Origin of the sequence: Sinomonas sp. B1-1 (assembly GCF_050474465.1) — a bacterium.
Classification (GTDB): domain Bacteria; phylum Actinomycetota; class Actinomycetes; order Actinomycetales; family Micrococcaceae; genus Sinomonas; species Sinomonas flava.
Genome location: NZ_JBCHVF010000003.1, coordinates 30027 through 53703, shown reverse-complemented (window position 1 = coordinate 53703; position 23677 = coordinate 30027). Strand labels below are relative to the sequence as shown.

19 protein-coding genes are annotated in these 23677 nt (G+C 72.2%); 2 read left to right on the top strand and 17 right to left on the bottom strand.

Annotation, left to right across the window (positions count from 1 at the left end; translation table 11 throughout):
- Window positions 1-99: 99 nt before the first annotated feature.
- The 7 genes from ACQ5BE_RS07240 to ACQ5BE_RS07210 form a co-directional block, all read right to left on the bottom strand.
- Window positions 100-906, bottom strand: coding sequence for an amino acid ABC transporter ATP-binding protein (locus tag ACQ5BE_RS07240; RefSeq protein ID WP_222703650.1), 807 nt, complete (start codon window positions 904-906; stop codon window positions 100-102).
- Window positions 903-1904 (bottom strand): amino acid ABC transporter permease, encoded by a 1002-nt coding sequence (locus ACQ5BE_RS07235; RefSeq protein ID WP_369802221.1) that lies wholly within the window; start codon window positions 1902-1904, stop codon window positions 903-905. Before ACQ5BE_RS07235 ends, ACQ5BE_RS07240 begins: the two co-directional genes overlap by 4 nt.
- 5 nt (window positions 1905-1909) lie before the next feature.
- A complete protein-coding gene (locus tag ACQ5BE_RS07230) occupies window positions 1910-2848 on the bottom strand; it encodes an ABC transporter substrate-binding protein (protein WP_208710197.1) in 939 nt (312 codons plus the stop codon).
- Between the two features lie 412 nt (window positions 2849-3260).
- A complete protein-coding gene (gene menD, locus ACQ5BE_RS07225; protein ID WP_430296339.1) occupies window positions 3261-4952 on the bottom strand; it encodes a 2-succinyl-5-enolpyruvyl-6-hydroxy-3-cyclohexene-1-carboxylic-acid synthase in 1692 nt (563 codons plus the stop codon).
- Between the two features lie 16 nt (window positions 4953-4968).
- On the bottom strand, window positions 4969-7014 hold the full coding sequence (locus tag ACQ5BE_RS07220; protein ID WP_430296615.1) for a PhoX family protein: 2046 nt from the start codon (window positions 7012-7014) through the stop codon (window positions 4969-4971).
- A 158-nt stretch (window positions 7015-7172) separates the two neighbouring features.
- A complete protein-coding gene (locus ACQ5BE_RS07215) occupies window positions 7173-8195 on the bottom strand; it encodes an o-succinylbenzoate synthase (protein WP_430296338.1) in 1023 nt (340 codons plus the stop codon).
- Entirely contained in the window at window positions 8192-8935 is a 744-nt protein-coding gene (locus ACQ5BE_RS07210) for a M50 family metallopeptidase (RefSeq protein WP_430296337.1), read from the bottom strand. Before ACQ5BE_RS07210 ends, ACQ5BE_RS07215 begins: the two co-directional genes overlap by 4 nt.
- 91 nt (window positions 8936-9026) lie before the next feature.
- Between ACQ5BE_RS07210 and ACQ5BE_RS07205 the strand changes: the two genes are divergently transcribed.
- Window positions 9027-10076, top strand: coding sequence for a LacI family DNA-binding transcriptional regulator (locus ACQ5BE_RS07205; protein WP_430296336.1), 1050 nt, complete (start codon window positions 9027-9029; stop codon window positions 10074-10076).
- Window positions 10077-10185: 109 nt separating this feature from the next.
- Here ACQ5BE_RS07205 and ACQ5BE_RS07200 read toward each other — a convergent pair whose 3' ends face one another.
- From ACQ5BE_RS07200 to ACQ5BE_RS07185, 4 genes are all read right to left on the bottom strand, one after another.
- Complete coding sequence (locus ACQ5BE_RS07200) at window positions 10186-11547, bottom strand: glycoside hydrolase family 32 protein (protein WP_430296335.1); 1362 nt, start codon at window positions 11545-11547, stop codon at window positions 10186-10188.
- Window positions 11548-11558: 11 nt separating this feature from the next.
- Complete coding sequence (locus ACQ5BE_RS07195) at window positions 11559-12425, bottom strand: carbohydrate ABC transporter permease (protein WP_430296614.1); 867 nt, start codon at window positions 12423-12425, stop codon at window positions 11559-11561.
- A gap of 68 nt (window positions 12426-12493) precedes the next feature.
- A complete protein-coding gene (locus tag ACQ5BE_RS07190) occupies window positions 12494-13369 on the bottom strand; it encodes a carbohydrate ABC transporter permease (protein ID WP_430296334.1) in 876 nt (291 codons plus the stop codon).
- Window positions 13366-14799, bottom strand: coding sequence for an extracellular solute-binding protein (locus tag ACQ5BE_RS07185; protein WP_430296333.1), 1434 nt, complete (start codon window positions 14797-14799; stop codon window positions 13366-13368). The genes ACQ5BE_RS07190 and ACQ5BE_RS07185 overlap by 4 nt, the downstream gene beginning before the upstream one ends.
- 155 nt (window positions 14800-14954) lie before the next feature.
- Here ACQ5BE_RS07185 and ACQ5BE_RS07180 point away from each other — a divergent pair, with 155 nt between their 5' ends.
- Complete coding sequence (locus ACQ5BE_RS07180; protein ID WP_430296332.1) at window positions 14955-15908, top strand: phosphatase PAP2 family protein; 954 nt, start codon at window positions 14955-14957, stop codon at window positions 15906-15908.
- Window positions 15909-15940: 32 nt separating this feature from the next.
- Here the strand turns inward: ACQ5BE_RS07180 and ACQ5BE_RS07175 are convergent, their stop codons facing one another.
- From ACQ5BE_RS07175 to pdhA, 6 genes are all read right to left on the bottom strand, one after another.
- A complete protein-coding gene (locus ACQ5BE_RS07175) occupies window positions 15941-17137 on the bottom strand; it encodes an MFS transporter (protein WP_430296331.1) in 1197 nt (398 codons plus the stop codon).
- Window positions 17138-17366: 229 nt separating this feature from the next.
- Entirely contained in the window at window positions 17367-18863 is a 1497-nt protein-coding gene (locus ACQ5BE_RS07170; protein ID WP_430296330.1) for a MinD/ParA family ATP-binding protein, read from the bottom strand.
- Between the two features lie 76 nt (window positions 18864-18939).
- Window positions 18940-19752 carry an MBL fold metallo-hydrolase gene (locus ACQ5BE_RS07165; protein WP_430296329.1) on the bottom strand — a complete coding sequence of 271 codons (813 nt, stop codon included), beginning with the start codon at window positions 19750-19752 and terminating at the stop codon, window positions 18940-18942.
- Between the two features lie 56 nt (window positions 19753-19808).
- Window positions 19809-21353 (bottom strand): dihydrolipoamide acetyltransferase family protein, encoded by a 1545-nt coding sequence (locus ACQ5BE_RS07160; RefSeq protein ID WP_430296328.1) that lies wholly within the window; start codon window positions 21351-21353, stop codon window positions 19809-19811.
- A 1-nt stretch (window position 21354) separates the two neighbouring features.
- Window positions 21355-22455: an alpha-ketoacid dehydrogenase subunit beta gene (locus ACQ5BE_RS07155; protein ID WP_430296327.1), complete on the bottom strand. Its 1101-nt coding sequence runs from the start codon at window positions 22453-22455 to the stop codon at window positions 21355-21357.
- Window positions 22452-23633, bottom strand: a complete 1182-nt coding sequence (gene pdhA / locus ACQ5BE_RS07150) for a pyruvate dehydrogenase (acetyl-transferring) E1 component subunit alpha (RefSeq protein WP_430296326.1) — start codon at window positions 23631-23633, stop codon at window positions 22452-22454. Before pdhA ends, ACQ5BE_RS07155 begins: the two co-directional genes overlap by 4 nt.
- Window positions 23634-23677: the final 44 nt, after the last annotated feature.

Sequence of the window (23677 nt, the reverse complement as noted above, 5' to 3'; positions counted from 1 at the left end):
GCAACCGCACGGCAGGGACCACGCAACCACCGTAATGGTTGCGGGGTCCCTGACGGGGCCTTGCGGGGTCCCTGGCGGGGCCTTGCGGGGTCCCTGGCCTCAGAGCACCTTGCTCAGGAAGCCCTTGGTGCGCTCGTGCTGCGGGTTGGCGATGACGTCGCGCGGGTTGCCCGACTCGACGACCACGCCGCCGTCCATGAACGTCAGGGTGTCGCCGACCTCGCGTGCGAAGCCGATCTCGTGGGTCACCACGATCATGGTCATGCCCGAGGCGGCGAGGTCCTTCATGACGTTCAGGACGTCCCCGACCAGCTCGGGGTCCAGGGCCGAGGTCGGCTCGTCGAAGAGCATGAGCTCGGGGTCCATGGCCAGAGCGCGGGCGATCGCGACGCGCTGCTGCTGCCCGCCGGAGAGCTGTGCCGGGTAGTGGTTCGCCCGGTCCGAGAGCCCCACCCGGTCAAGGAGCTCGAGCGCACGCTTTCGCGCGGACGCCCTGTCGTGGCCCTTGACCTGGACGGGCGCCTCCATGACGTTCTCGACGGCCGTCTTGTGCCCGAAGAGGTTGAAGCGCTGGAACACCATCCCGATGTTGCGGCGCTGCCGGGCGATCTCCTTGACCCGCAGCTCGTGCAGCCGGCCGCCGTGCTCGCGGTAGCCGATGAGCTCGTCGTCGACGAAGATCCGTCCCGCGCTGATCGTCTCGAGGTGGTTGATGCAGCGGAGCAGGGTCGACTTGCCGGACCCCGAGGGCCCGATCAGGACGGCAACCTCGCCCTGGCGGACCGTCATGTCGATCCCGCGCAGCACGTGGTGCTGGCCGTAGTACTTGTGCACTCCCTCGATCCGGACCAGTTCGCCAGCCCCGGAGGGGATGCGGTGGGTGCCTTCGGGCGCCGGTGCGCTCATCGTCCGCTCTCCTCGATGTCCTTGCCGGCCACGGTCGGGCCGCCGGGCATGGTGTCCGCCGCGGAGCCGAGACCCGCGGCCGCGGCCTTGGTTGCTGCGGGGTTGACCACCGCGGCGGGTGCGAGGTTGTCCACGCCCTTGCCGTAGTGCTTCTCGATGAAGTGCTGGCCGACCATCAGGATGCTCGTGACCAGCAGGTACCACAGCGCCGCGACGATCAGCAGCGGGATCGGCAGGTAGGTCTTGTTCGCGAGCGAGTTCGTCACGAACGTCAGGTCGAGGGTGAACGGCACCGCCAGGACCAGCGAGGTGGTCTTGAGCATGCCGATCGTCTCGTTGCCGGTCGGCGGGACGATCACGCGCATGGCCTGGGGGAGGATGATGCGCCGCATGATCTTGCCCCGGTGCATGCCCAGAGCCTCGGCGGCCTCCATCTGGCCCTTGTCCACGGACTTCAGGCCCGCACGGAAGATCTCGGCGAGATACGCGGACTCGTTCAGGCCCAGCCCGATCACCGCGGGCAGGAACCCGCGGGTGGGATCCTCGAGGACCCAGGTGACCAGCGCCGGCCCGAACGGGACGCCCAGGGACACGGTCGGGTACAGGACCGTGACCAGGCCCCAGAAGATCAGCTGCGTGTAGACCGGGGTGCCGCGGAAGAACCACACCCACGCCCACGCCGACCAGCGGAAGATCGGGTTGTCCGACTGCCGCATGAACGCCAGGACGACCGCGAGCACGATCGCCAGGATCATCGACAGGACCGTGAGCAGGAGCGTCCAGCCCACGCCGCGGACCACGTTCACGTCCAGGATGTAGAGCGCGACGGTGTCCCAGTGGAAGTTGGGGTTGGTGGCTAGGCTCTGGACGGCCAGGGCCAGCAGGAGCACGATGACGGCGGCGCCGACCCACCGGCCGGGGTGGCGCACCGGAACCGCCTTGATCAGTTCCGGTGCGCTTGCCGTGGAGGCTGGGGCGTCAGCCTTGTGAACAGTCATAGTCATCAGACTGCCGGGTTGACCTCAGACTTCGGAAGAGCGCCTTCGGCGTTGTTCCACGAGTCCAGGATCTTCTTGTAGGTGCCGTCCTCCATGAGGCTCGTCACCGTCTTCTGGATGAGCTGTGCGAACGCCGTGTCGCTCTTGGCCACGGCGATGCCCTGGGGGGCCGAGTCGTAGGTGTCGCCGAGCTTCTCGACGGCGCCGTTGGTCTGCTGGACCGCGTAGCCGACGATCGGCGAGTCAGCGGCCATTGCATCGAGCGAGCCGTTCACGAGACGCGTGTTGAGGTCCGTCTGGGCCTTGAGGGAGACGACCTCGATCGCGGGCTTGCCAGCGGCGGTGCACTTGGCGTTGCGCTCCTTGAGGTCCGGGTCCTCCTGGACGGTGCCGGTCTGGACGCCGACCTTCTTGCCGCAGATGTCATCGAGCGAGAACTTCTTCGGGTTGCCCTTCTGCACGGCCCACGCGGTGCCGGCCTTGAAGTAGCTCACGAAGTTCACCGCGGCGAGGCGCTCGGAGTTGATCGTGAAGGAGGACATGCCGAGGTCGTACTTCGGGCCGAGGGCGGGCAGGATCCCGGTGAACTCCGCGGTCTGGACCTCGGTCTTGAGCCCGAGCTTGGCGCCGATGGCCTTGGCGAGGTCGACGTCGTAGCCCATCGGCGTGGCGTTGTCGCTGCCGCCGAGGAATTCAGCCGGTGCGTACGACGTGTCGGAGCCGACGACGAGCTTGCCCTTGGACTTGATGGCGTCCGGAACCTGCGAGGCCAGGCTGTCGTCCTTCTTCACCGACGACGGGTCGAAGGACGCCGATGCCGACCCCGAGCCGCTCGGCTGTGCCGCTCCCCCGGTCTCGGAGGCGTTCGTGCAGGCCGTGAGCGCGAGGGCCCCGACGGCGAGGACCGCAGCGCCCTTGGCGGCGAGCTTCGCGGAGAAAGTCATATCTCTACCTTTACTTGGAGGTACATGTCAGAGGTGCTAGGCGACGTCCCATCCTACCCTTGACCAGGGCGCGATGAGATGTGCATCACAGGCAACTTATGTTTCCCTATTGGACAACACCCCTGAAGGGTAATCAAGCTCTGTCACGAGGAGGTTTCCGAAATCCCAGACACCCGCCCCAACGGGCCGGGAGGCCCCAGCTTCCCCCCTCCATCCTCTCGGGTACGCCAATTCCCGACCCCCAGCGTTCCGGGTACGCGAATCCTTCGTCCCAAGCGTTCCGGGTACGCAGCGGGATCCTCCGCCGCGGCGCGCCATCCACGCGAAGCTCCCCCGCGTACCCGAGACCGCTCAGACATGACTTTGGCGTACCCGAAACGGCCCCAGGGGCGACTTTGGCGTACCCGAGACGTCAGTTGTGGCTCACGGCCCTGCCCACGGCCAGCCGGATCCGCTCGTGCAGGTCGCGCAGGGACGCCCTGTCTACCCGGGCCTCGATGATCTCCCGCCCCCGCCGCCGGGGAGCGCCGAGCGCCGCGGACGCCTCCGCCGTCGTGCGCACGAGCGTGTGCCGTACCCCATACGCGGCCGCGAGCGCGCGGAGGTCGGCGCGGTGCGGCGTGCCGAAGAGGCGTTCTACGGCGGCCGCGGCGCCCGGGAGCGCCGGGTCGCCCACGCGCCCGTGCTCGAGCAGGCCGAAGATCGCCCCGCCGGCGTCGTTGAGCACGACGGCGCGCAGGTCCGGGTCCGCTTCCCCGTCGCCGAGGAGGAGCCCGCCGGCGTCGTGCAGGAAGGTCAGGTCCCCGAGGAACGCGGTGGTCTCGGTGCGGCGGCCGAGCCAGAGGCCGGTGGCCGTCGAGACGGTCCCGTCGATCCCGGACAGGCCGCGGTTGGCGAAGACCCGGGCAGCCGGCTGCGGCGGAGGGGCCGCCGCGAGGTCGACATCGCGGATCCCGTTGGACGAGCCGAGCAGCAGCTGCCCCCGCGCGCTCTCCCACACGAGCTGTGCGAGCCTCGGCCCCGTCAAGGGCGCGCCGGGGCCGCCGACGATCCGGTCCACCGCCTCCTGCGCCGCGGCGCCGGCGAGGAGCCACGAGTCGAGCCACCCCTCGGCCCCGCGCCCGGCGAAGCCCGAGAGGATGTCGAGGTCGTCCACGAGCCGTTCCCTGCGTCGGCCCTCCCGGAACCACGCGACCGGGCGGGGGTGGTACAGCGCCGTCTGGACGCCGTCGCGGGCCAGGAGCGCCGTGACGGGCCGGGACAGGGTGGGCCGGCCGAACAGCACCACGCGCTCGATCCTCAGTCCGGGATGCCCGTCCAGGAGGAGCCGGTAGGGGCCCACGGCATGGCCGCCGAAGCGCGCATTCGAGGACGGCTCCGCCAGCAGCGGGAGGCCGTGCGCTGCCGCGAAGGCCTCCGCGAGCGGGCCCGCGCCGTGGCCGGCGAGGACCACGGTGCGCCGCGGCGGCAGCCCGCCGAGGGCTGCGACCGGCGGCCGGCGGTAGGCGTAGGGCTGGACGGGAGGCGGCTCCCAGCCTCCGCCGGCGGGCGGCTCCCAGCCGGGTTCCGGCACGAGCGGGTCGCGGAAGCAGAGGTTGAGCTGGACGGGGCCGGCGGGGATCCCCTCGAGCGCGCCCGTCGCCGCGGAGAGGGCGGTCCGCACGGACGACGACGGCGACGCACCGGCCGCGACGCTCGTCGCGAAGCGCACGTGCTCGCCGAAGAGGTCGAACTGCTCGGTGGTCTGGTTCGCGCCGGTCCCGTGGAGCTCCTCGGGCCGGTCGGCCGAGAGGACCACGAGGGGCACCTCGGCGTGGTTGGCCTCCATGACGGCGGGCAGCAGGTTGCCCACGGCCGTGCCGCTCGTGGTCGCGACGGCGGCCGGCCGCCCCGAGGAGAGAGCCACGCCGAGGGCGGTGAAGGCGCCCACGCGCTCGTCGACCCGCACCACGAGCTCGAGGTGGCCCCGGCCCTCCGCCTCGGCCAGGGCGTAGGCGAGCGGGGCGCTGCGGGATCCCGGGCACACGACGACACAGCGGACGCCGCCCGCGAGCAGCGCGTCGACTGCTGCGCGGGCGGCGTCCAGGGAACTGAGGGCACTCACGCCCCCATCGTATGTACTACTTCGCGTGCTGGGCCGGGAGGACCTGCACCACGGCCGGGCGCGGGGCGCGCACCTGGCCGGCGGCAGGCGTGCCGCCCTTCACGTAGTCCGGGAAGAGCGAGTGCGGCTCCTCGAAGGTGCCCTCCTCACCCGGGTGCTGGACCGAGACGTAGACGTGGCGCTCGGCGTCGTGGACGATCGGGCCGCAGGTCTCGGCGTCCCGCGGGACCGAGAGGAACTGCTCGACCTTGCCGCGCTCAGGGCCCTCGAGGGTGACGCGGAAGAGGCCGTCGTTGTAGCCGATCGAGCTCGGCGCGCCGTCCGTGGCGAGCCACATGTACCCGGAGGAGTCGAACGCGACGTTGTCGGGGCACGAGATCGGGGAGACCTTGTCCGTGGGGTAGCCCGCGAAGTACGCGGTCTTGTTCTTCGCCGGGTCGCCGGCGACGAGGAGCAGGTTCCAGCCGAACGCGGTGGCCGTCTGGTCGCCCCCGTCCTCGGTGATCTCGACGATGTGGCCATCGCGGTTCACCGTGCGCGGGTTGACCTCGTCCGCCGGCGCGTTGGTGCCCTTGCCGCGGTTCGAGTTGTTCGTGCAGACCACGTAGACCTTGCCCGAGGTGGGGTGCGGCTCGACGTCCTCGCAGCGGTCCATCTTGGTCGCGCCCACCTTGTCGGCGGCCAGACGGGTGAAGACCAGGATCTCGGCCACGGTCATGTCCTTGAGCGCCTCGTGCCCGGGCTTGCCGCCGACGACGAGCGGGAGCCACTCGCCGCGGCCGTCGAACGCGCCGTCGGACGGGAGCGCGCCGGAGCCGTCGATCTCGCCGGCGGAGTTGCCCGTGAACTTGGCGACGTAGAGGTCGCCCTCGGACAGGAGGGTCATGTTGTGGGCCCGGTCGCCCTCCCTGTACGTGTCCTTGGAGACGAACTTGTACAGGTAGTCGAAGCGCTCGTCGTCGCCCGAGTACGCCACGGCCTTGCCGTTCGCGGCGATGCGGACGTTCGCGCCCTCGTGCTTGAAGCGGCCCAGCGAGGTGTGCTTCTTGGGGGTCGACGTCGGGTCCATCGGATCCACCTCGACGACCCAGCCGAAGCGGTTCTCCTCGTTCTCGTAGCCCGCGGTGCGGGTGTCGAAACGCGGGTCGTCGAGCTCCCAGCCGCGGCCGGTCGCCTTGTCGGAGAGGCCGTAGCGCTTCTGGGCCGCCGAGGTGCCGGCGGAGCGGAAGTAGCCGTTGAAGTTCTCCTCGCCGGAGAGGATGGTGCCCCACGGCGTCGTGCCGCCGGCGCAGTTGCCGAGGGTGCCCTTGACCGTGCGGCCGGCCGGGTCGGCGGCGGTCTTCAGCAGCGGGGAGCCTGCCGCGGGGCCGGTGAGCTCGTACTCGGTGTCGATGAGGAAGCGGCGGTTGAGCGGGGCGCCCTTGACGTAGGTCCAGGCGCTGTTCTTGTCGCGGCGCGTGAGCTCGACGACGGACAGGCCGTGGGCGGCGCGGGCGACGGCGCGGACCCGGGCCGGGTCGGCGTCGAGCTGCGCCTTCGGGAACATGATGCCCTCGTTGGTGTACTCGTGGTTCGTGAAGAGCACCGCGCGGTGGCCGTTCTCGCCGTCGATCCGGATGATGTCGGTGTAGTCGTTGTTGTAGCCGAACTGGCGGGCCTGGGCGGCCTCCGTCTGGTTCACGATGTCGAACGCGGGCGAGTCGTTGAAGAGCGGGTCGCCCCAGCGGATGATCGGCGTCCAGCTGTAGCCCGACGGGACCGTGAACTCGTCGACTGTGAAGTTGACGGGGCTGATCGGGGTGAAGTCGAGCTTGCTGGTGACGCCCTTGGCGGCCGGGGCGAGGCCGGCGGCCTCAGAGCGTCCGGCGCCCGCGCCCGTGAACGCGAGGGTGAGCGCGCCGGCGAGGCCGAGGCCCAGCGCGGAGCGGCGCGAGATCGCCCCGGCGGCGATGTCGCGGAAGTAGCCGTTGTCCGAGGTGTTGCACACCTCGCCGAGGCAGGCGTTGTCGCACTTGAGGGCGCAGGTCACGGCGCTTCGCTTGCCGCGGACATGGTCCAGCATCGGCAGGAGCGTACGGCGGGATTCAGTCAAGGGGAATCATCCTTACGGGTGCGATCGGATAGCGATGTCCTCCACCCGAACATTCCCAGCGAAAATCCAGCTAAGCCAGAGGTTAACTCAAGGTAAATGCCCTTGGAGACCTGAGGCACACGCGGCCCTCAACGGCCCGCGAGGACGGCGTGGCACCGGCGGAGCCGCTCGATCCACCACGTGCGCCGCTCCGCCTCCACGGCGAACCGGGCCAGCAGCTCGGGGTCCGGCTCTGACCGTCGGGCCAGCTCGGCCCCGGCCGGGAGGTAGCCGCCGTCAGGCACGAGAGGCGACCGCACGACGTCGTGCGCCAGCAGGGCCCCGGTGCCGAGCCCGCAGGCGTACGGCAGCTGCGGGAGCGCGGCGGCCAGCGCGACGCCGGCGGCGAGCCCCACCGAGGTGTCGAGCGCCGAGCTCACGACGGCGGGGAGGCCGGCCTCGCGGACGATCTCGAGGGCGCGCCGCACTCCCCCGAGCGGGGCGGCCTTGACGACGATGAGGTCCGCCGCGCCGGCGCGGGCGACGCGCAGGGGGTCCTCGGCCTTCCGGACGGCCTCGTCGGCGGCGATCCGCACGGGTGTGCCGCGCGCCTCGAGGAGGGCGCGGACCTCGGCGAGCCCGTTGATGCCGGGGACGGGCTGCTCGGCGTACTCGAGGCCGAACGGCTCGAGCTGCCCGAGCGCCTCGACGGCCTCAGGCACCGACCAGCCCCCGTTCGCGTCGACCCGCAGCGCCGCGTCCGGCAGCACCTCGCGCACGGCGGCGACCCTGCCGACGTCGTCCGCGATGCTCTGCCCGGCCTCGGCGACTTTGACCTTGACGGCGGTGACCGGCCCGAAGGCGGCGAGCACCTCGGGGACGCGCCCCGCGGGGACAGCCGGGACGGTCGCGTTGACGGGCACGCGCTCGCGCACCGGCGCGGGGAAGCCTTCCCACGCCGCCTCGACGGCGGAGGCGAGCCAGCGGGACGACTCCGCGTCGTCGTACTCGAGGAACGGGGCGAACTCGCCCCATCCTGCGGGCCCGCGCAGCAGCAGCGCCTCGCGCTCGGTCACGCCGCGGAACCTGACGGTCAGCGGGACGCGCACGACGGCGGCCGCCGCCTCGAGCTCTGGCAGGTCGGGGAGCACGGGACGGCGGGTGCAGCTCATGCGCCCACTGTACGCACGGCGCCCGTCAGGACGGCCCACGAGGCGACGCCGGCGAGGGCGATGACGGCGGCGAACGCGACGAGCCACACGGCCGAGGGGACGCCGGTCTTTCGGGAGAGGATGAACGCGTCCGAGCTCGCGAGCTCCCGGTGGCGGCGCGTGTGCACCGAGACGAGGTTCCACCAGTCCCGCGCGGCGCCCATCACGAGCGCGAGCCCGACGGCGAGCGTCAGGTGGCCCTGGAGGTCGGCGGGCACCGCGGCGACGATGGCCGCGACGGCGATGATCGATCCGGCCAGGATGAGCACGCCGGCGAGGTTCCGGATGAAGAGGAACACGAGCGCGAGCACGATCACGGACACCGACAGAGCCGTCCTCCCCCACCCGGCAGCGGAGGCCCACACGAGCGCTGCGCCGACGGCTGCCGGCGCCGGGTAGCCCCAGAAGCCGAACCACACGGCCCGGCCGCGGCCCACGCCGTGGGTCGTTCCGCCCTGGTCCATGCGCAGCGTGATCCCGGTGACCTTCATGCCAGTCGCGAGCCCCGCGAAGGCGTGGCCGAGCTCGTGGACCACGGTGACGAAGCGGCCGAAGAACCTCCACAGGACCGGGACGACGCACAGAGCCGCCGCTCCTCCGAGGATCCACAGCAGCTCCGCCGCGGGCACCACGAGCGGGCTCGAGCGCCCGAACCCGGAGAGGAACCCGTTGACGAAGGCCTGCCACCACTGTTCGATCACGGGCACCGAGCCTACCGGCGCTCGCTGGGAGGGGGCCGCGCGCCGTCGTGCGCCGGCTAGCAACCGCACACGTGTCAGGTACACTGCGGGCATGACGCGCAAGGCCACAGCACTCGATGTCGCACGGCGAGCCGGCGTCTCCCGCAGCGCCGTGTCGCTCGTGCTGAACGGGCGCGGGGACGGCAACGTCGCCAAGGACTCCCAGGAGCGCATCCTCGCGGCGGCGGCCGAGCTGAACTACACGCCCAACGCGATCGCCCGGAGCCTGCGGGACCAGCGCTCGCGCGTGATCGGGCTCGTCTCGGACCAGGCGGTCACGAGCCCGTTCGACGGCGAGATCATCGCCGGCGCCGACGCGGTCGCCCGCAGCCGGGGGTTCGTCACCCTCGCCACGGACACCGAGCAGGACGCCCTGAGGGACCTCGACGCGGTGCGGACCCTGCTCGACCGGCAGGTCGACGGGCTCATCTACGTCACCGTGGGCCTGCACGAGCTCCACGTGCCGCAGGGCATGCTCGCCGTCCCGTCCGCCCTCGCCAACTGCTACGCGTCCCCCGACTCCCCGTCCGGGGCGTCAACGCTCCCGTCGATCCAGCCGGATGAGGTGGCCGGGGGGCACGACGCCGCCGCGCACCTGATCGGGCTCGGCCACCGCCGCATCGCATTCCTCGGCGGGGAGTACTCCTCGCCGGCCGTCGCCCTGCGCGAGGCGGGCTTCCGGGCCGCCATGGCCGAGGCGGGCCTGCCCGTGCGGGAGGACTGGGTCTTGGAGGCGGGGTGGGACATCGCTCCCGGGCACACGGCCGCGACGGCCCTCCTGTCCGCGGCCGCCGGCGAACGGCCCACCGCACTGCTCGGCGGCAACGACCGCGCCGCCGTCGGGATGGTCCTGGCCGCCGCCCGCCTGGGCCTCGACGTCCCCCGGGACGTCTCGGTCATGGGGTACGACGACGAGCAGCGCGTCGCCTCCGTCATGGTCCCGGCGCTGAGCACCGTGGCGCTGCCCCTGCGGAGGATCGGCGAGGAGGCCATGCGCGCGGTGCTCGGCGCACTCGACGGCGGCGATCGGGCCTCCGGGCCCCTCCTCATCCCGTGCGAGCTCACCCCCCGAGACTCCACCGGCCCCGCCCCCGCCGTCTGAGGGTCACCTCCTGAGGGTCACCTCCTGGGAGTCACCTCGCGTGACCCCCAGGAGGCGACCCCCAGAGGGCCATCCGGCGGCGGCCGTCCGCCGAGCCCCGGGGGCAGGGTCAGGCGCCCGGGACGGCGAGCCGCCACGCGCGTGCCCTGACGCCCGGGCCCAGCTCGAGCCGGTAGGACTGCGCGCCGGAGGGATAGGCCCGCAGCGTCGTCGCGGCGCCGGCCGAGGTGAACACCTCGACGATCGATGCGTCGACGAGCACCCGCACCTCGTCGCCCTCCGCCACAGCCCCGCTCCACACGGTCGCGTCCCCGAGCAGGAGGCGCAGCGTGCCCTCGCCGGCGACCACGGCGTCGGCCTGGTCGGGCAGCGGCAGGTGCGCGGCGCCGTCCTGCGTCCCGGGCGCGTCCTCGAGCGGCTCGGCCCGAAGCGCGGCGAGTTCGGGGGCGGCCTGCAGCCGGACGGCGTCGCCCTCCACCCGCAGCTCCCGCGGGAACGTGAGCAGTCCTGACCAGCCGACGGCGTCGCAGTCCTCCTGCGTTCGGCCCGGCAGGCCGGAGGCTGCGACCTCCTTGGCCCAGCCCCACATGAGCACGCGCTCCCCGGCCTGGACGGCCTGCGGCGCGTAGAACGAGCCGCCCAGGTCCGTGGTGCCGGACGAGCGCGGCGTGAAGACCGGCAGCCCAGTGACGGGATCGAGCGCCAGGGACCCCACAAGATGCCCGACCCCGGTGAGCTGTTCCTCGCGCCACAGCGAGAAGACGGCCACCCATGATCCGCCCGAGCGGACCAGCTGCGGGCACTCCCAGATGTTCGCGTCGGGCAGCTCGGAGGCGACAGGGTCCTCCGACGTGAGCCAGATGCCGTGGTACTCCCAGGCGGAGAGGTCGTCGGCGCCGTACAGCAGCACGGCGGCGTGCCCGGTGGCGAGCCCGGCGCCCTGGACCGCCCACCGATGCCCGGCGAACTCGAAGAGGAAGGGGTCCCGGACGGCGACGACGCGCGGGTCGTCGGGCATCCCCGCCGCGACGGCGCCGTCCTGCACCCACTCCCCGAGGTCGGCCGTCCCCCGGGCGAGCACCACCTGGGAGCGGCCCGACCCGTCCGCGACACCGGAGTAGACGGCGATGAGCGTCCCCGCATCGAGGGTCACGACGCCGGTCCAGCACCCGTACGCGTCGGGGCCGCCCTCCTGCGGGGCGAGCGCGACGGGGTGTGCGTCCCACCGGACGAGGTCCGGCGAGCTCAGGTGCCCCCAGTGGATACGGTGGTGCCGCGCGGATTCCGGGTTGTGCTGGAAGAAGACGTGCCAGCGCCCGTCGGCGAACACCACGCCGTTGGGGTCGTTGACCCAGCCCCGGCCCGGACGCGGATGCAGCCGCGGGAAGGAGCGGTCGGGATGGGCGGCGGCTGCGTCCGCCCCGATGGCGGCGGGGACGACGGCGGCGGGTGCGGTGTGCGCGGAGGTCATCGGCGTGCTTTCTACTTGCCCGCGCCGGCGGTGAGGCCGTCGCGGAGGGAGCGCTGGCCGACGAGGAAGACGACCAGTGCGGGGATCATGGACAGGACCACGCCGGCGAGGACCACGGAGATGCTCCCGGTGCCCATGTTCCCCTGGAGGGAGACGAGGCCGAGGGGCAGCGTGAAGTTCTGCTCGGAGATGGTCAGGATCAGGGGCCGGAAGAACTCGTTCCAGTGGAAGTTGAACGCGAGGATCCCTACGATCGCGAGGCCCGGCATGGCCAGCGGCGCGTACACGGAGCGGAAGATGCGGAAGGGGGACGCGCCGTCGATCGCGGCGGCCTCCGCGAGCTCGGCGGGCAGGCCGAGGAAGTACTGGCGCATGAGGAAGGTGCCGAAGGCGGTGGGGATCGCCGGGAGGATCAGGGCGAGGAGCGTATCGGAGAGGCCCATGCCGCGGATGAGCATGAACACCGGCACGATCGTGACCTGCACCGGGACCATCATGGTCGCCAGCACGAGGGAGAACAGGGTGCCTTTGCCACGGAACTTCAGGAACGCGAAGGCGTAGCCGGCGAGCGCAGCGGAGATCATCTGGCCGACGGCGATGAGTCCGGTGACGAGGGCGCTGTTGAGCACGAGCAGCGCCATGTCAACCTGCTTGAAGACCTGCGCGTACGAGCTGAAGTCCGGGTCCCACGGGATGAACGACGGCGGGAGCTTCAGCGAGTCCGCCGGGGGCCGCAGCGAGGTCGAGAGCGTCCACAGCACAGGCCCGAGCGTGAGCGCTGCGGCCAAGACGAGGACGGCGATCCGGCCGACGAGGGACCAGTCGGGCGCGCGACGGCGCCGGGTCGCCGGGACGTTCGGGCGGCGGTCCCGCTTCATGGGACTCGGGCGGGCTCCGCGGTTCGAAGGAGTGGGGAGCGGGGTCGCGGTGGTGGTCATGTCAGGCCTCACTGGTAGAAGACGAAGCGCTTGCTGAGCCGGAACTGGAGGGCCGTGACGGCCATGATGACGAGCATGAGGACCACGCCGATCGCGGAGGCCTTGCCGAATTCGAGGCGTTGGAACGCGGTCTCGAAGATCACCATGACGGCCGTGCGGGTGGAGTCTCCAGGGCCGCCGCGGGTGAGGACGTAGGGCTGGTCGAAGACCTGCAGGGCGTTGATGATCGCCATGACGGAGGCCACGAGGGTCGTGGGGCTGATGAGCGGCAGGGTCACGTGGCGGTGCTTGCGCCAGCCGGTGGCGCCGTCGAGGGACGCGGCCTCGTAGGTCTCCTGTGGGATGGAGGCGAGCGCGCCGAGGAAGAGCAGGAACGAGAACCCGAAGTTCTGCCACACGTAGACGAGCACCACGACCGTGGCGGAGCCGAGCGGGGTCGTGAGCCACGGGACCGCGGGGATCCCAACGGTGCCGAGGAGCCAGTTGACCACACCGAACTGCTCGTTGAAGAGGTACTTCATGAAGATCGAGACGCTTGCCGCGGAGAGGATGAGCGGGAAGAAGAACGCCGAGCGGAAGAACACCCGCAGCCAGTGCGGCAGCCGCTCCTGGACGAGGACGGCGAGTCCGAGCGCCACCCCGAGCTGGAGGATGACGGCGACGACCACGAAGCCGATCGTGTTGCCGAACGCGACGCGCACCGTGGGGTCCGTGGCGATCTCGGTGAAGTTGGCGAGCCCGGCGAACTGCAGGTCGCTGAGGATGTCCCAGCGGAAGAACGCCAGGAGGATCGAGGCGACGATCGGGACGAGGGTGAAGACGCCCATCCCGACGATGGTCGGGGCGAGGAACAGCCAGGCCATGGCGCGCGAGCCGGTTTTCATGCGGTCCTCCTGAGGGCCAACTCGAGGTCGTTCTGCAGGGAGGAGAGCGCGCTCCTGAGCTGCCGCTCGTCCCCACTCACGGCGAGCGAGACGTTCTTGATGAGGGCGGTTTCGACGGCGGCCTGCTGGGGCGGCGCCGGGATGGGCCCGGTCGCGGGGAACCGGTCCAGGGTGTCGTAGAAGACCTTCCAGTGCGCGGGGCCCTTGCCCGCGTAGAGCGCCTCGTTGACCATCGAGCGGCGGGCGGGGGTGGTGGTCGGGGTCGCGAAGATGAGCTCCATCGCCTCCCGGGAGGCGCTGAACTTCACCCACTCCCACGCGGCGTCCTTGTCCTTGGCGGTCTTCATGATCGCGTAGCCGGCGGTGCCGAACTGGTGGCGCTGGAGTGCGGACGCCGGCCCGCTCGCCCAACGGGGGAAGAACGCGACGTCGAACGCGTCCGGGCCCATCCCGGCCTCGGCGAGGCCCTGGACCCAGTAGCCGCCGGCCGGGGTCGTGCCGATCCTGCCCGAGGCGAAGAGCCCGACGAGGGAGTTTCCGCCGCCCTCTTCCGGGCGGACTCCGAGGCCGTCCTTGACGAGTCCGCGGAGGAAGTCGAAGGTCTCGAAGACGCGCGGGTCGTCCGCGTTCGGGGCCTCCCAGAGGTAGCCACCGGAGCGGGACGCGCGGGAGGGGTCCGAGGCGTAGAAGCGGTCCCAGAGCCAGTCCCCGCCGGTGGCGCGCTGCTCGGTGAGGAACGAGGTGCCGTTGGCGTAGAGCCACGGGACCACGCCGCCGAAGAGCCGGTTGGTCCAGTAGTACGGGGTGAAGCCGCCCGGGTTGGCGCGCCGCATGGCGCCGAGGGCCGAGCGGAAGTCGAGGTGGGTCCAGTCGTCGGCCGGCCGGGGCAGCCCCGAGGCGGCGAAGACGCTCGTGTTGTAGTACATGTCGGCGGCGTTCCAGTCCATCGGGAGCTGGTACAGGCTCCCCCGGTACATGAAGGCCTCGACGAGGCTCGGGTGGACGTCGGCAAAGTACTCGGCCATCACGGCGGCGTCGCGGCGGACGAAGTCGTCGAGCGGGTGGGCGAGCTTCTCGGCGAAGAGCTGGGCGCCCTCGGTGGCGACGTACACGACGTCGGGCGGATTGCCCGCGGCGACCATCGTGAGGATCTTGCTGAAGAAGTCCTTCCAGTCCACGGCCTGGATCGCCTGGACGCGGACCCTGATCTCGGGGTGGAGGCGCCGGAACGCGTCGACGGCCTTCTGGCGCGCGGCGGCGTCGGCCGCGGTGCCGAGGATGGCGATGCTGAGGCTGCCGTCGTTGCGGCCGGGGATGTCCGTCCCGGTGAGGCGGGGCCACGAGGCCGCGGTCGCCCCGAGGATTCCGACGCCGAGGGCTCCGAGGGCGGTGCGCCGCGAGATCTCCCGCAGCCTGATGGAGTCGCCCATGACTCTCCTTTGAGGGGTTCGTACGGCTGAACGCCGTTCCTAACACGTGTTAGGAATCGTAGATGTGACGCCTAACACGTGTCAAGTGTCCGCGTGTTCCCGCCCCAGCGCTCTTCTTCAGGCGCCGTCCAGCCGCGTGTGGCAGGCTGGAACGGATGGCTGCACCCACCCGCGCACGCTCCGAGGTCCCCGGCCCACGCGGCCGCCGGAACCCGTCTGCACCGCTGCCTGGCGGGGATCCGAGGCGCGTTCCACGCCCTGCGGTAGGCGTCGGGCCGTTCCTGCTCGCCTCGCTCGCGGCCGTCGCCGCGCTCCTGTGCACCTACCTGTTCTTCGTCCGCACCACCACGGGGCAGTACATCGACGAATCCGCCCTTGTCGAGGCCACCGAGCTCTACGGGGCCGCAGGCAAGGCCTCGCTGCGGTTCCTCGACTTCCTCCCCGCGCTCTCGGTCGCCCTCGCGCTGGGGGCGCTGGGATACGCGGCGCTCGTACGACGGCGCTGGGCCGCCTCCGCCGTCGCCCTCGCCGCGGCGCTGTGCGCCAACCTCGCCACCCAGCTGCTCAAGAACGACGTCCTGACCCGCCCCTACCGCGGCATCGAGACCTACATGGAGAACTCGCTCCCCTCGGGGCACACAACCCTCGCCGCCTCCGCCGCGGCCGCGGTCTTCCTCGTCGCGTCCCCGCGCTGGCGCCCCCTCGTAGCCTTCGCCGGCGGGACCTACGCCGTGGCGACCGGCGTGTCGACCCTCGTGAACCAGTGGCACCGGCCGGCCGACGTCGTGTCCGCGTTCCTCGTCGTCGCCGTGTTCATGGCCCCCGCGGCCTGGCTCGTACTGCGCACGGGCATGGGGTGGAACGTATGGGACGGGTTCGGGCGCCACGTGGGCTCGTCACGGCTGTGGCTTGCCCTGCCGACGGCCGCGGGGCTCGCGGCAGCGGGAGTCGCCGTCGTCGCGCTCGTGCGGATCGCGCCGCTGGCAGGGCGGGAGGTGAGCACGACGAACTACTTCTGGGCCGGCCTGGCGTTCATCGTGATCAGCGGCTACCTGGTCGCCGTGGGGGCATCGTGGCTCATGGCGCATGCTTCGCGCTCCGGCCGCTGACAAGCCGCCCCGCTGAGTCGGCCCGGCACGGCTCAGGCGCCGCCGGCCTGCCGCCGCTGCGCCCGCGGGACGGCCCACGCGAGCACGGCCGCCGCGGCCAGGCCGAGGCCGCCGGAGGCCGCCACCCCCGCCCCGAGGCCCAACGCGGCGGTGACGGCCGAGAGCAGGACGGGACCCGCCGTCGTGCCCGCGTCCGCCATGAGCCGCCAGAGCCCGAGGAACTGCGCACGGCCGGGGCTCGGTGAGAAGTCGGCGCCCAGGGTCATGACCATGCCCGAGCCGATGCCGTTCCCCATGCCGAGCGCGCACGAGGCGGCGAGGAAGGGCCAGAACGTGCCCGTCCACGGCATCGCGATGAGGGAGAGGCCCATGAGGGTCATCGAGGGGACCGCGACGGCGAGCCTGCCCCGGGTGTCCATGGTCCGGCCGCCCGGATAGAAGAGCAGGAGGTCCATGCCCCCGGCGATCCCGTAGACGAGTGCGGCAGTGGTCGCGTCGAGGCCGAGATGGTCGGCCCACAGCGGGATGACCACCTGTCGGGACTGCCGCACCGCGGAGACGAACAGGACGCCGAGCCCGACGGTCGTCAGGACCCTCCAGTGCCCCGCCGCGACCTGCGCGAGGCGCGGCTCGGGCGCGCGCGGCCCGTCGCCGTCGTCCACGGCGAGGTCCCGCATCCACAGGGCGACCACCGATGCGCCGGCGAGCACCACCGCGCCGAGCCAGTAGGCGCCGCGAAGTCCCCAGAACTGGATCGCCGCCGCGCCGAGGAAGGGGCCGATGAAGATCCCGATGCGGCTCACCCCGCCGAGGGTCGAGAGCGCGCGGGCGCGGTAGTCCACCGGGACGGCCTCGGTGAGGTACTTCTGGCGGGCCAGCCCGGTCACGCTGCCCGACATGCCGAGCACGACGAGCGCGGGGACGAGCTGCCACAGTTCCTGGGCGAGGGCCGCGAGCACGAGGGCCACGGCCCCCGCGAGCTGGGCTCCGACGATCGCCCAGCGTTCCCCGAAGCGCAGCGTGAGGTAGGAGGCGGGCAGGTTGAACAGGAGCGAGCCCAGCCCCACGAGCGTGACCGTCAGCGCGGCGACGGCCACGGAGGCGCCGAGGTCCCGCGCCGACAGCGCGATGACCGGCAGCACGGCCCCCTCGCCGAGGAAGAACAGGACGGACGGGCCGAAGGCCGGGACGGCGATCGACAGGAGGGAGAACTGTCCGGGCCGCTGCACTCCCCCACTCTAGTGACGCGCGAGGTCACGCCTCCCCATTGCACGCACAGGGCGCAGTGGCTAGAGTAAATCCAGTCCTTGGACTAACCTCGTCTCCTGCCGGACCGAGACCACGCCGGAGACGCGGCCGCTATTGGGGGCGGCCGCGCCTCCGTGCTGGCGGTCGTGGCGTGGCCGGGGTGCGGCTTGGGAGGGCGCTCGAGCTCGGTCTGGCCCGCGACGACGAGGGTCAGCGCCGGTAGCCGGAGACGATCGCGGCCGCGATCTCGCGGTACGCCTGGCGCGTCTCGGGGCGGAGCGCCGGGAGGGAGACGAGGTCGCCGTCAGCCATCGAGCGGTCGTGCGGCACGGTGATGAGGGCGCGGCACAGGCCCGAGAGCGTTGATTCGATCGCGCCCTTGTCCACGCGCGCGGAGACGTCGTCCTTGTCGGTCACGACGACGATCGCGCCCTTCGCGAGGCGGTCGTAGCCGTGGGCCGACAGCCAGCGCAGCGTGTCCCGGGCCCGTTTGGCGCCGCTCACGGCATAGCCGGCGACCACGACGATGTTGTCCGCCTCCTGCAGGATGCCCCGCATGGCCGGCCGGCTCACGCCCGTGCCGCAGTCGGTGAGCGTGACGCCGAAGTGCCTGGCCACGAGCGCGTGGACGCGCCGGTAGTCCTCTGCCGTCAGCGAGTCGGAGAGCTCCGGATCCTGCTCCCCCGCGAGAAGGTGCAGGCTGCCGGCCTGGTGCAGGTAGGAGACGAGGCGGGCACGCGAGGTGACCGAGCCGAAGTCCCGCAGGAGGCTCGTGATGGACCGGCTGCGCTCGGATTCGTAGGCCCCCTCGCCGAGGGCACGCTCGACCAGGTCCCCTGCATCGGGGTTCGCGTCGATGGCGCACGGGGGTTCCGGCCGCAGCTCGGCGAGGGTGAGCCCGACGCCCACCGTGGTCGAGGTCTTGCCGATGCCGCCCTTGAGGGACAGGAACGCGGTGTTCCAGCTGCCCTCGAGGCGCCGCGCAATCTGCCGCTCGAGCAGCTCCTCCCGGCGCTCCCGCTCGCTCGGGCCGATGTTCACGGCACCGCCGGTGATGCGGTAGAGGAGGCCCCGCAGGCCCTTCGGCGGATGGGCCGGGCCCGGGCGGACAAAGCCCGCTGGCTCCTCGTGCTCAGGCGCCGCGGGCACTGGCGTGGGCTCGCGCACGGGACGCGGCGGTGCTGGCCTGGCCCCCGGCGCAGCCGCGGTGATCGGCGCAGGCGAGGTCTGGGCCGCAGGTGAGGCCTGCGGCACGGGCGAGGCCTGCGGCGCAGGCTCGGGCGGCAGTCCGGCTGTGGGCCCCGCGCTCGGCTCTACAGATCGCCTCTCGCCGTCACGAGTCCCCGGCGGGGGCTCTCCGACGGTGCGAGGCGGGCGCCCGCGGCCAGCGGCCACGGCGGTTGCGCGTGTCGCCGGCGTGGTCTCGGCGTCCGGTCGGCCGCCGGCCACCGGTTCGCCACCGGTCGCGGGCCGGGGGTCGTCCCCGGCGCGCCGGGCGGTGTCCGCCGAGGGCTGGGCGATGCCCGCCGGGTTGGCGGCCGCCTCCGACGGCGCGGGTGCGGCGGCCGCCCGAGGCGACCCGTCGGCGTCGTGCGCGCTGGTGACCGCGGCGCCGGGCTGGGTTGGAGCGGCAGAATCGTCGACGTGTGCCGCCCGTCGCGCCGCTTCCTCGGCTTCGCGCAGCCGCCGGGCCTCCCGCCGGGTCATGGGCGCAGGGGAAGCAGCTTCAGGCTCGACCGGACCGTCCGTCATGCTGCCCCCTCTTCCTCGCCCTGCCGGAACGTCAGCTCAGGCTGCTGGCCTTGAGCCGGCGGATGAACAGGCGGGACTGCTCGGGGCCGTACGGGAGGATCGGGACGGCCTTGGTGGCGTCGTCCGGAGTCTCGCGCGTGGCCTGCCTGGCCGAGCGCACCGCCGTCGCCATCGTATCCGCCATGGTGCGCACGAGCGCGTCGCTGCACAGCTCCCCGTGCCCCGGCACCAGGTTGTCGTAGCGGTGCCGCAGCGCCGAGATGTGCCGCAGGACGTCCGCCCATTCCTCCGGGTACGAGTCCCCGAACTCCGGGTACGCGCCCTCCTCGACGAGGTCGCCCGCGAAGAGCGTGCTCTGGGTCCCGACGAGGAGGTCGCCGTCCGTGTGGCCGCGGCCCAGGTGGAACAGGGTGACCGAGGTCCCGCCCAGGTCGACGAGCACGGGCTGGTCGCGGACAATCGCGGTCGGGACCACGATCTGGGTGTTCTCGCCCTCCCCCGCCGCCATCTCCGGCTCCGCCTCGGCCACTGACTGCCGCTCGGCGTCGCCAGTCTCGGCGATGGCCGCCGCCGCGTTCTCGTGAGCGTAGAACTCCGTCACACCGGCCGCGGCGAACACCGCGTTGCCGAAGTAGTGGTCGTAGTGCGCGTGGGTGTTCACGACGACGAGCGGCAGCTCCGTCTTCTCCCGCACGGCCGCGAGGATCGCCGCGCCCTGCCGTGGGCCCTGGCCGGTGTCGACCACGAGGGCCCGCTCGGTGCCCACCACGAGCCCGACGTTCATCCGCAGCGGCTCGGTGGCGAGGACGTATGTGCTGGCTCCGAGTTCTCGCCATTGCGCCATGTGATGCATTCCTTCTCGTCGGCGGGTCAGGGTTGAGCTTGATTCTGCCATGCCCTCTAGAGGTCTGCGAGGACGCTCCCCGGCTGCTCGACCGCGTCGGCGACGAACCGCAGGAAGCCGCCGGCCGTGCCGCCGTCGCACACGCGGTGGTCGAACGTGAGGGTCAGCTGGACGACCTTGCGGACCTGCAGCTGGCCGTCGACGGCCCACGGCCGGTCGATGATCCGGCCGACGCCGAGGATGGCGGCCTCGGGATGGTTGATGATCGCCGCGCTGCCGTCCACCCCGAACACGCCGTAGTTGTTGAGCGTGAAGGTGCCTCCCGTGAGGTCCGCCGGGGTGGCCTTCCCCTCTCGGGCGAGGGCCGTGAGGCGGCGCAGCTCGGAGTCCAGGCTGCGGGCGCTCAGGGTGTGGGCGTTGCGGATCGCCGGGACGACGAGGCCCCGGTCGGTCTGGGCTGCGAAGCCGAGGTTCACGCCGCCGAACTGGACAATCTCCTGGCCGTCGTCTGTCTCCTCGATCCTCGTGTTGAGCTCCGGGAACTTCTGCAGCCCCGCCACCACGAACCGTGCGATGAAGGCGAGCAGGCTCGGCGTGCTCCCGGGGTCGCGGCGCTTGAGGCCGTGGCGCAGGTCCACGAGCGCCGTCGCGTCGGCGTCGACCCAGACCGTCGCCTCGGGGATCTCCGTCCGTGACCGGACCATGGCCTGCGCGACTGCCTTGCGCACGCCCTTGACGGGGGTTCGCGACGCGATCGCGAGGCCCGTCCGCGCGTCCGCTTCCCCCGCCGAGGTCACCCCCTCTGCCGCCGACGTCACCCCCTGCGGCGCCGAGGTCACCCCCTCTGCCGCCGACGTCACCCCCTGCGGCGCCGAGGTCACCCCCTGCGGCGCCGAGATCACCCCCTCTGCCGCCGACGTCACCCCTGCCGATTCGACGTCGCGGCGCATGATGAGCCCATCCGGGCCGGACCCGGAAATCCGGGCGAGCTGGACATTGAGGTCCCGGGCCAGCCTGCGGACGAGCGGTGAGACGACGCGCACGGCGTCCGCGGGCGGCGTCGTGCGCGCCGGTTCCGCAACCGGAGCGGACGACGGCGCCGCCCCCTTGCGCCGTCGGGTGCGGCCGCCTGCCGCCCCACCAGGCGTGCCGTAGCCGATGAGGACATTCCCCGACCCAGAGGCTTCAGCGGGTGCTGGCGGACGGGCTCCGGCGCGTTCCTCCTCGCGATACGCCTCCCGGGCGGCTGCCCGAGCCCCAGAGGGGGTGACCTCGGCCCCACCAGGAGTGACCTCGGCACCAGACGGGGTGACCTCGGCGCCAGACGGGGTGACCTCGGCGATGGTGATGAGGGGGGCGCCGACGTCGATCGTGGCGCCCGGCTCGCCGTGCAGCTCGGAAACGGTCCCCGCGTACGGTGTGGGCACCTCGACGACGGCCTTGGCGGTCTCGACCTCGGCTACCGGCTGGTCCACGGCCACGGTGTCACCCGCGGCGACGAGCCAGCGGACGAGCTCGGCCTCGGTCAGGCCCTCCCCGAGGTCGGGGAGCCTGAAGGTCCTCTGTGCGGTGCTGTTCTGGGCGCTCACGGCGGTCGCCATGTCAGTCCTCCCACTGAAGGTCGTCGAGGGCGTCGAGGATGCGGTCGACGCTGGGCAGGTACCAGTGCTCGAGCTTGGGCGCCGGGTACGGGATGTCGAACCCGGTCACGCGCCGCACGGGCGCGGCGAGCGAGTGGAAGCAGCGCTCCTGCACCCTGGCCACGATCTCGGACGCGACCGACGCGAAGCCCGCGGCCTCGGCCACGACGACGGCGCGGCCCGTCTTGCGCACGGACGCGGACACGGTCTCGTCGTCGAAGGGGACGATCGTTCGCACGTCGATCACCTCGACGGACCGGCCCTCCGCAGCGGCGGCCTCGGCGGCCGCGAGCGCCGTCGGCACGGTGGGGCCATATGCGATGAGCGTCGCGTCCGTGCCGGAGCGTGCGACGGCGGCGGCGCCGTCGACGCTGAGCCGCCGCGCGCCGTCGTGCGTGCCACCGGCACCGGGGCCCTCCCCGCCCCGGCCCGCGAACTCCGACCGCAGCGCCTCGAGGTCCACGAGGTCCTTGGACCAGTACAGCTTCTTGGGCTCCATGAACACGACCGGGTCGTCGCTCGCGATGGCCTCGCGGAGCATGCGGTACGCGTCCGCGACGGTCGCGGGCGTGAAGACCTTCAGGCCCGGCGTGTGGGCGTAGTATGCCTCGGAGGAGTCGCAGTGGTGCTCGACGCCGCCGATCCCGCCCGCGTACGGGATGCGGATCGTCAGCGGCAGCCGGACGCGTCCGCGGGTGCGGTTGTGCATCTTGGCGATGTGGCTCACAATCTGCTCGAACGCCGGGTAGGCGAACGCGTCGAACTGCATCTCGATGACCGGGCGCAGGCCGTTCATGGCCATCCCGATGGCCATCCCGGCGATGCCGGACTCGGCGAGCGGCGTGTCGAAGCACCGGTCCGCGCCGAACTCCTTCTGGAGGCCGTCGGTGACCCGGAAGACCCCGCCGAGCGTTCCGACATCCTCGCCGAACACCACGACGCCCGCGTCGGCGCGCATCTCGTCGGCCATGGCCGTGGTCAGGGCCTTCGCGAAGGTCAGGGGTTCGGGGCCTGCGGGGCGGGCGGCGGCGCGGGCCGCGGCGGCCTCGGCGACGGTGCTCATGCTCCGTGCTCCTTTCCGGAAAGGTCGCGGGACTGCTCGTCGGCCACGAGGGCGGCCTGCTCGCGCAGTTGCGGGGTGGGTTCGGTGTAGACGAAGCGGAAGAGGTCCTGGGGGTCGACGGCGGTGTCCTCGCCCAAGCCCTCGCGCAGCTGCCGGGCCACCCCCTCGGCGTCTGCGGCGACGGCGGACTCGGCGTCGTCGGTCAGCACGCCCTCGGTGCGCAGGTACTCGCGCATGCGCTTGAGGGGGTCCTTGACGGCCCAGGCCGCCACCTCGGCGTCCTCGCGGTAGCGGGTCGCGTCGTCGGCGTTCGTGTGCGCCTGCATCCGGTAGGTGTAGGCCTCGACGAGCAGGGGCCCCGAGCCCGAGCGGGCCAGTCGCACGGCGCGGTCGAGGACGGCGAGGAGGGCGACGGCGTCGTTCCCGTCCACGCGCTCCCCCGCCATGCCGTAGCCGATCGCCTTGTGTGCCAGCGACGGCGCGACCGTCTGGTGGGCGAGCGGCACCGAGATGGCGTACTGGTTGTTCTGCACGAAGAACACGACCGGCAGGTGGAACACGGCGGCGAAGTTGAGCGCCTCGTGGAAGTCGCCCTCGCTCGTGGCGCCGTCGCCGCACATCGCGAGGACCACGGTGTCCTCGCCGCGCAGCTTCGCCGCGTGGGCGACGCCGACGGCGTGCAGCAGCTGCGTGGTCAGGGGCGTGGACTGGATGCCGACCTTGTGCTTGTGCGGGTCGTAGCCGCCGTGCCAGTCGCCGCGGAAGATGGTCATCGCCTCGACCGGGTCCACACCCCGCGTCATGACGGCGACCGCGTCGCGGTACGTCGGGAACATCCAGTCACCGTCGGACAGGCACAGCGCCGCGGCAACCTGGCAGGCCTCCTGGCCGTGGCTCGACGGGTAGACCGCCATGCGGCCCTGGCGCACGAGCGCCGAGTTCTGGTCGTTGACGCGGCGGCCGATGACGAGCCGGCGGTACGCCTCGAGCAGTTCGTCCGCGGCGGGGATCGGGTACTCATGGCCGGGGGCTGAGCCGCGCTCGTCCTCGGGGCGCAGCGTCCCGTGCTCGTCGAGGATCTGGATCTGGGCCACCCGGCCGTGCACCGGAAGCATGTAGTCCTCGATGCTGATCCCGAAGCTGCGGATGGCCTCCTGTGCCTCGGCGGGAATGGTCATGGCTCCTCCTCGTGCCGGACGTGTTGACTCAAGTATCCGCTGCC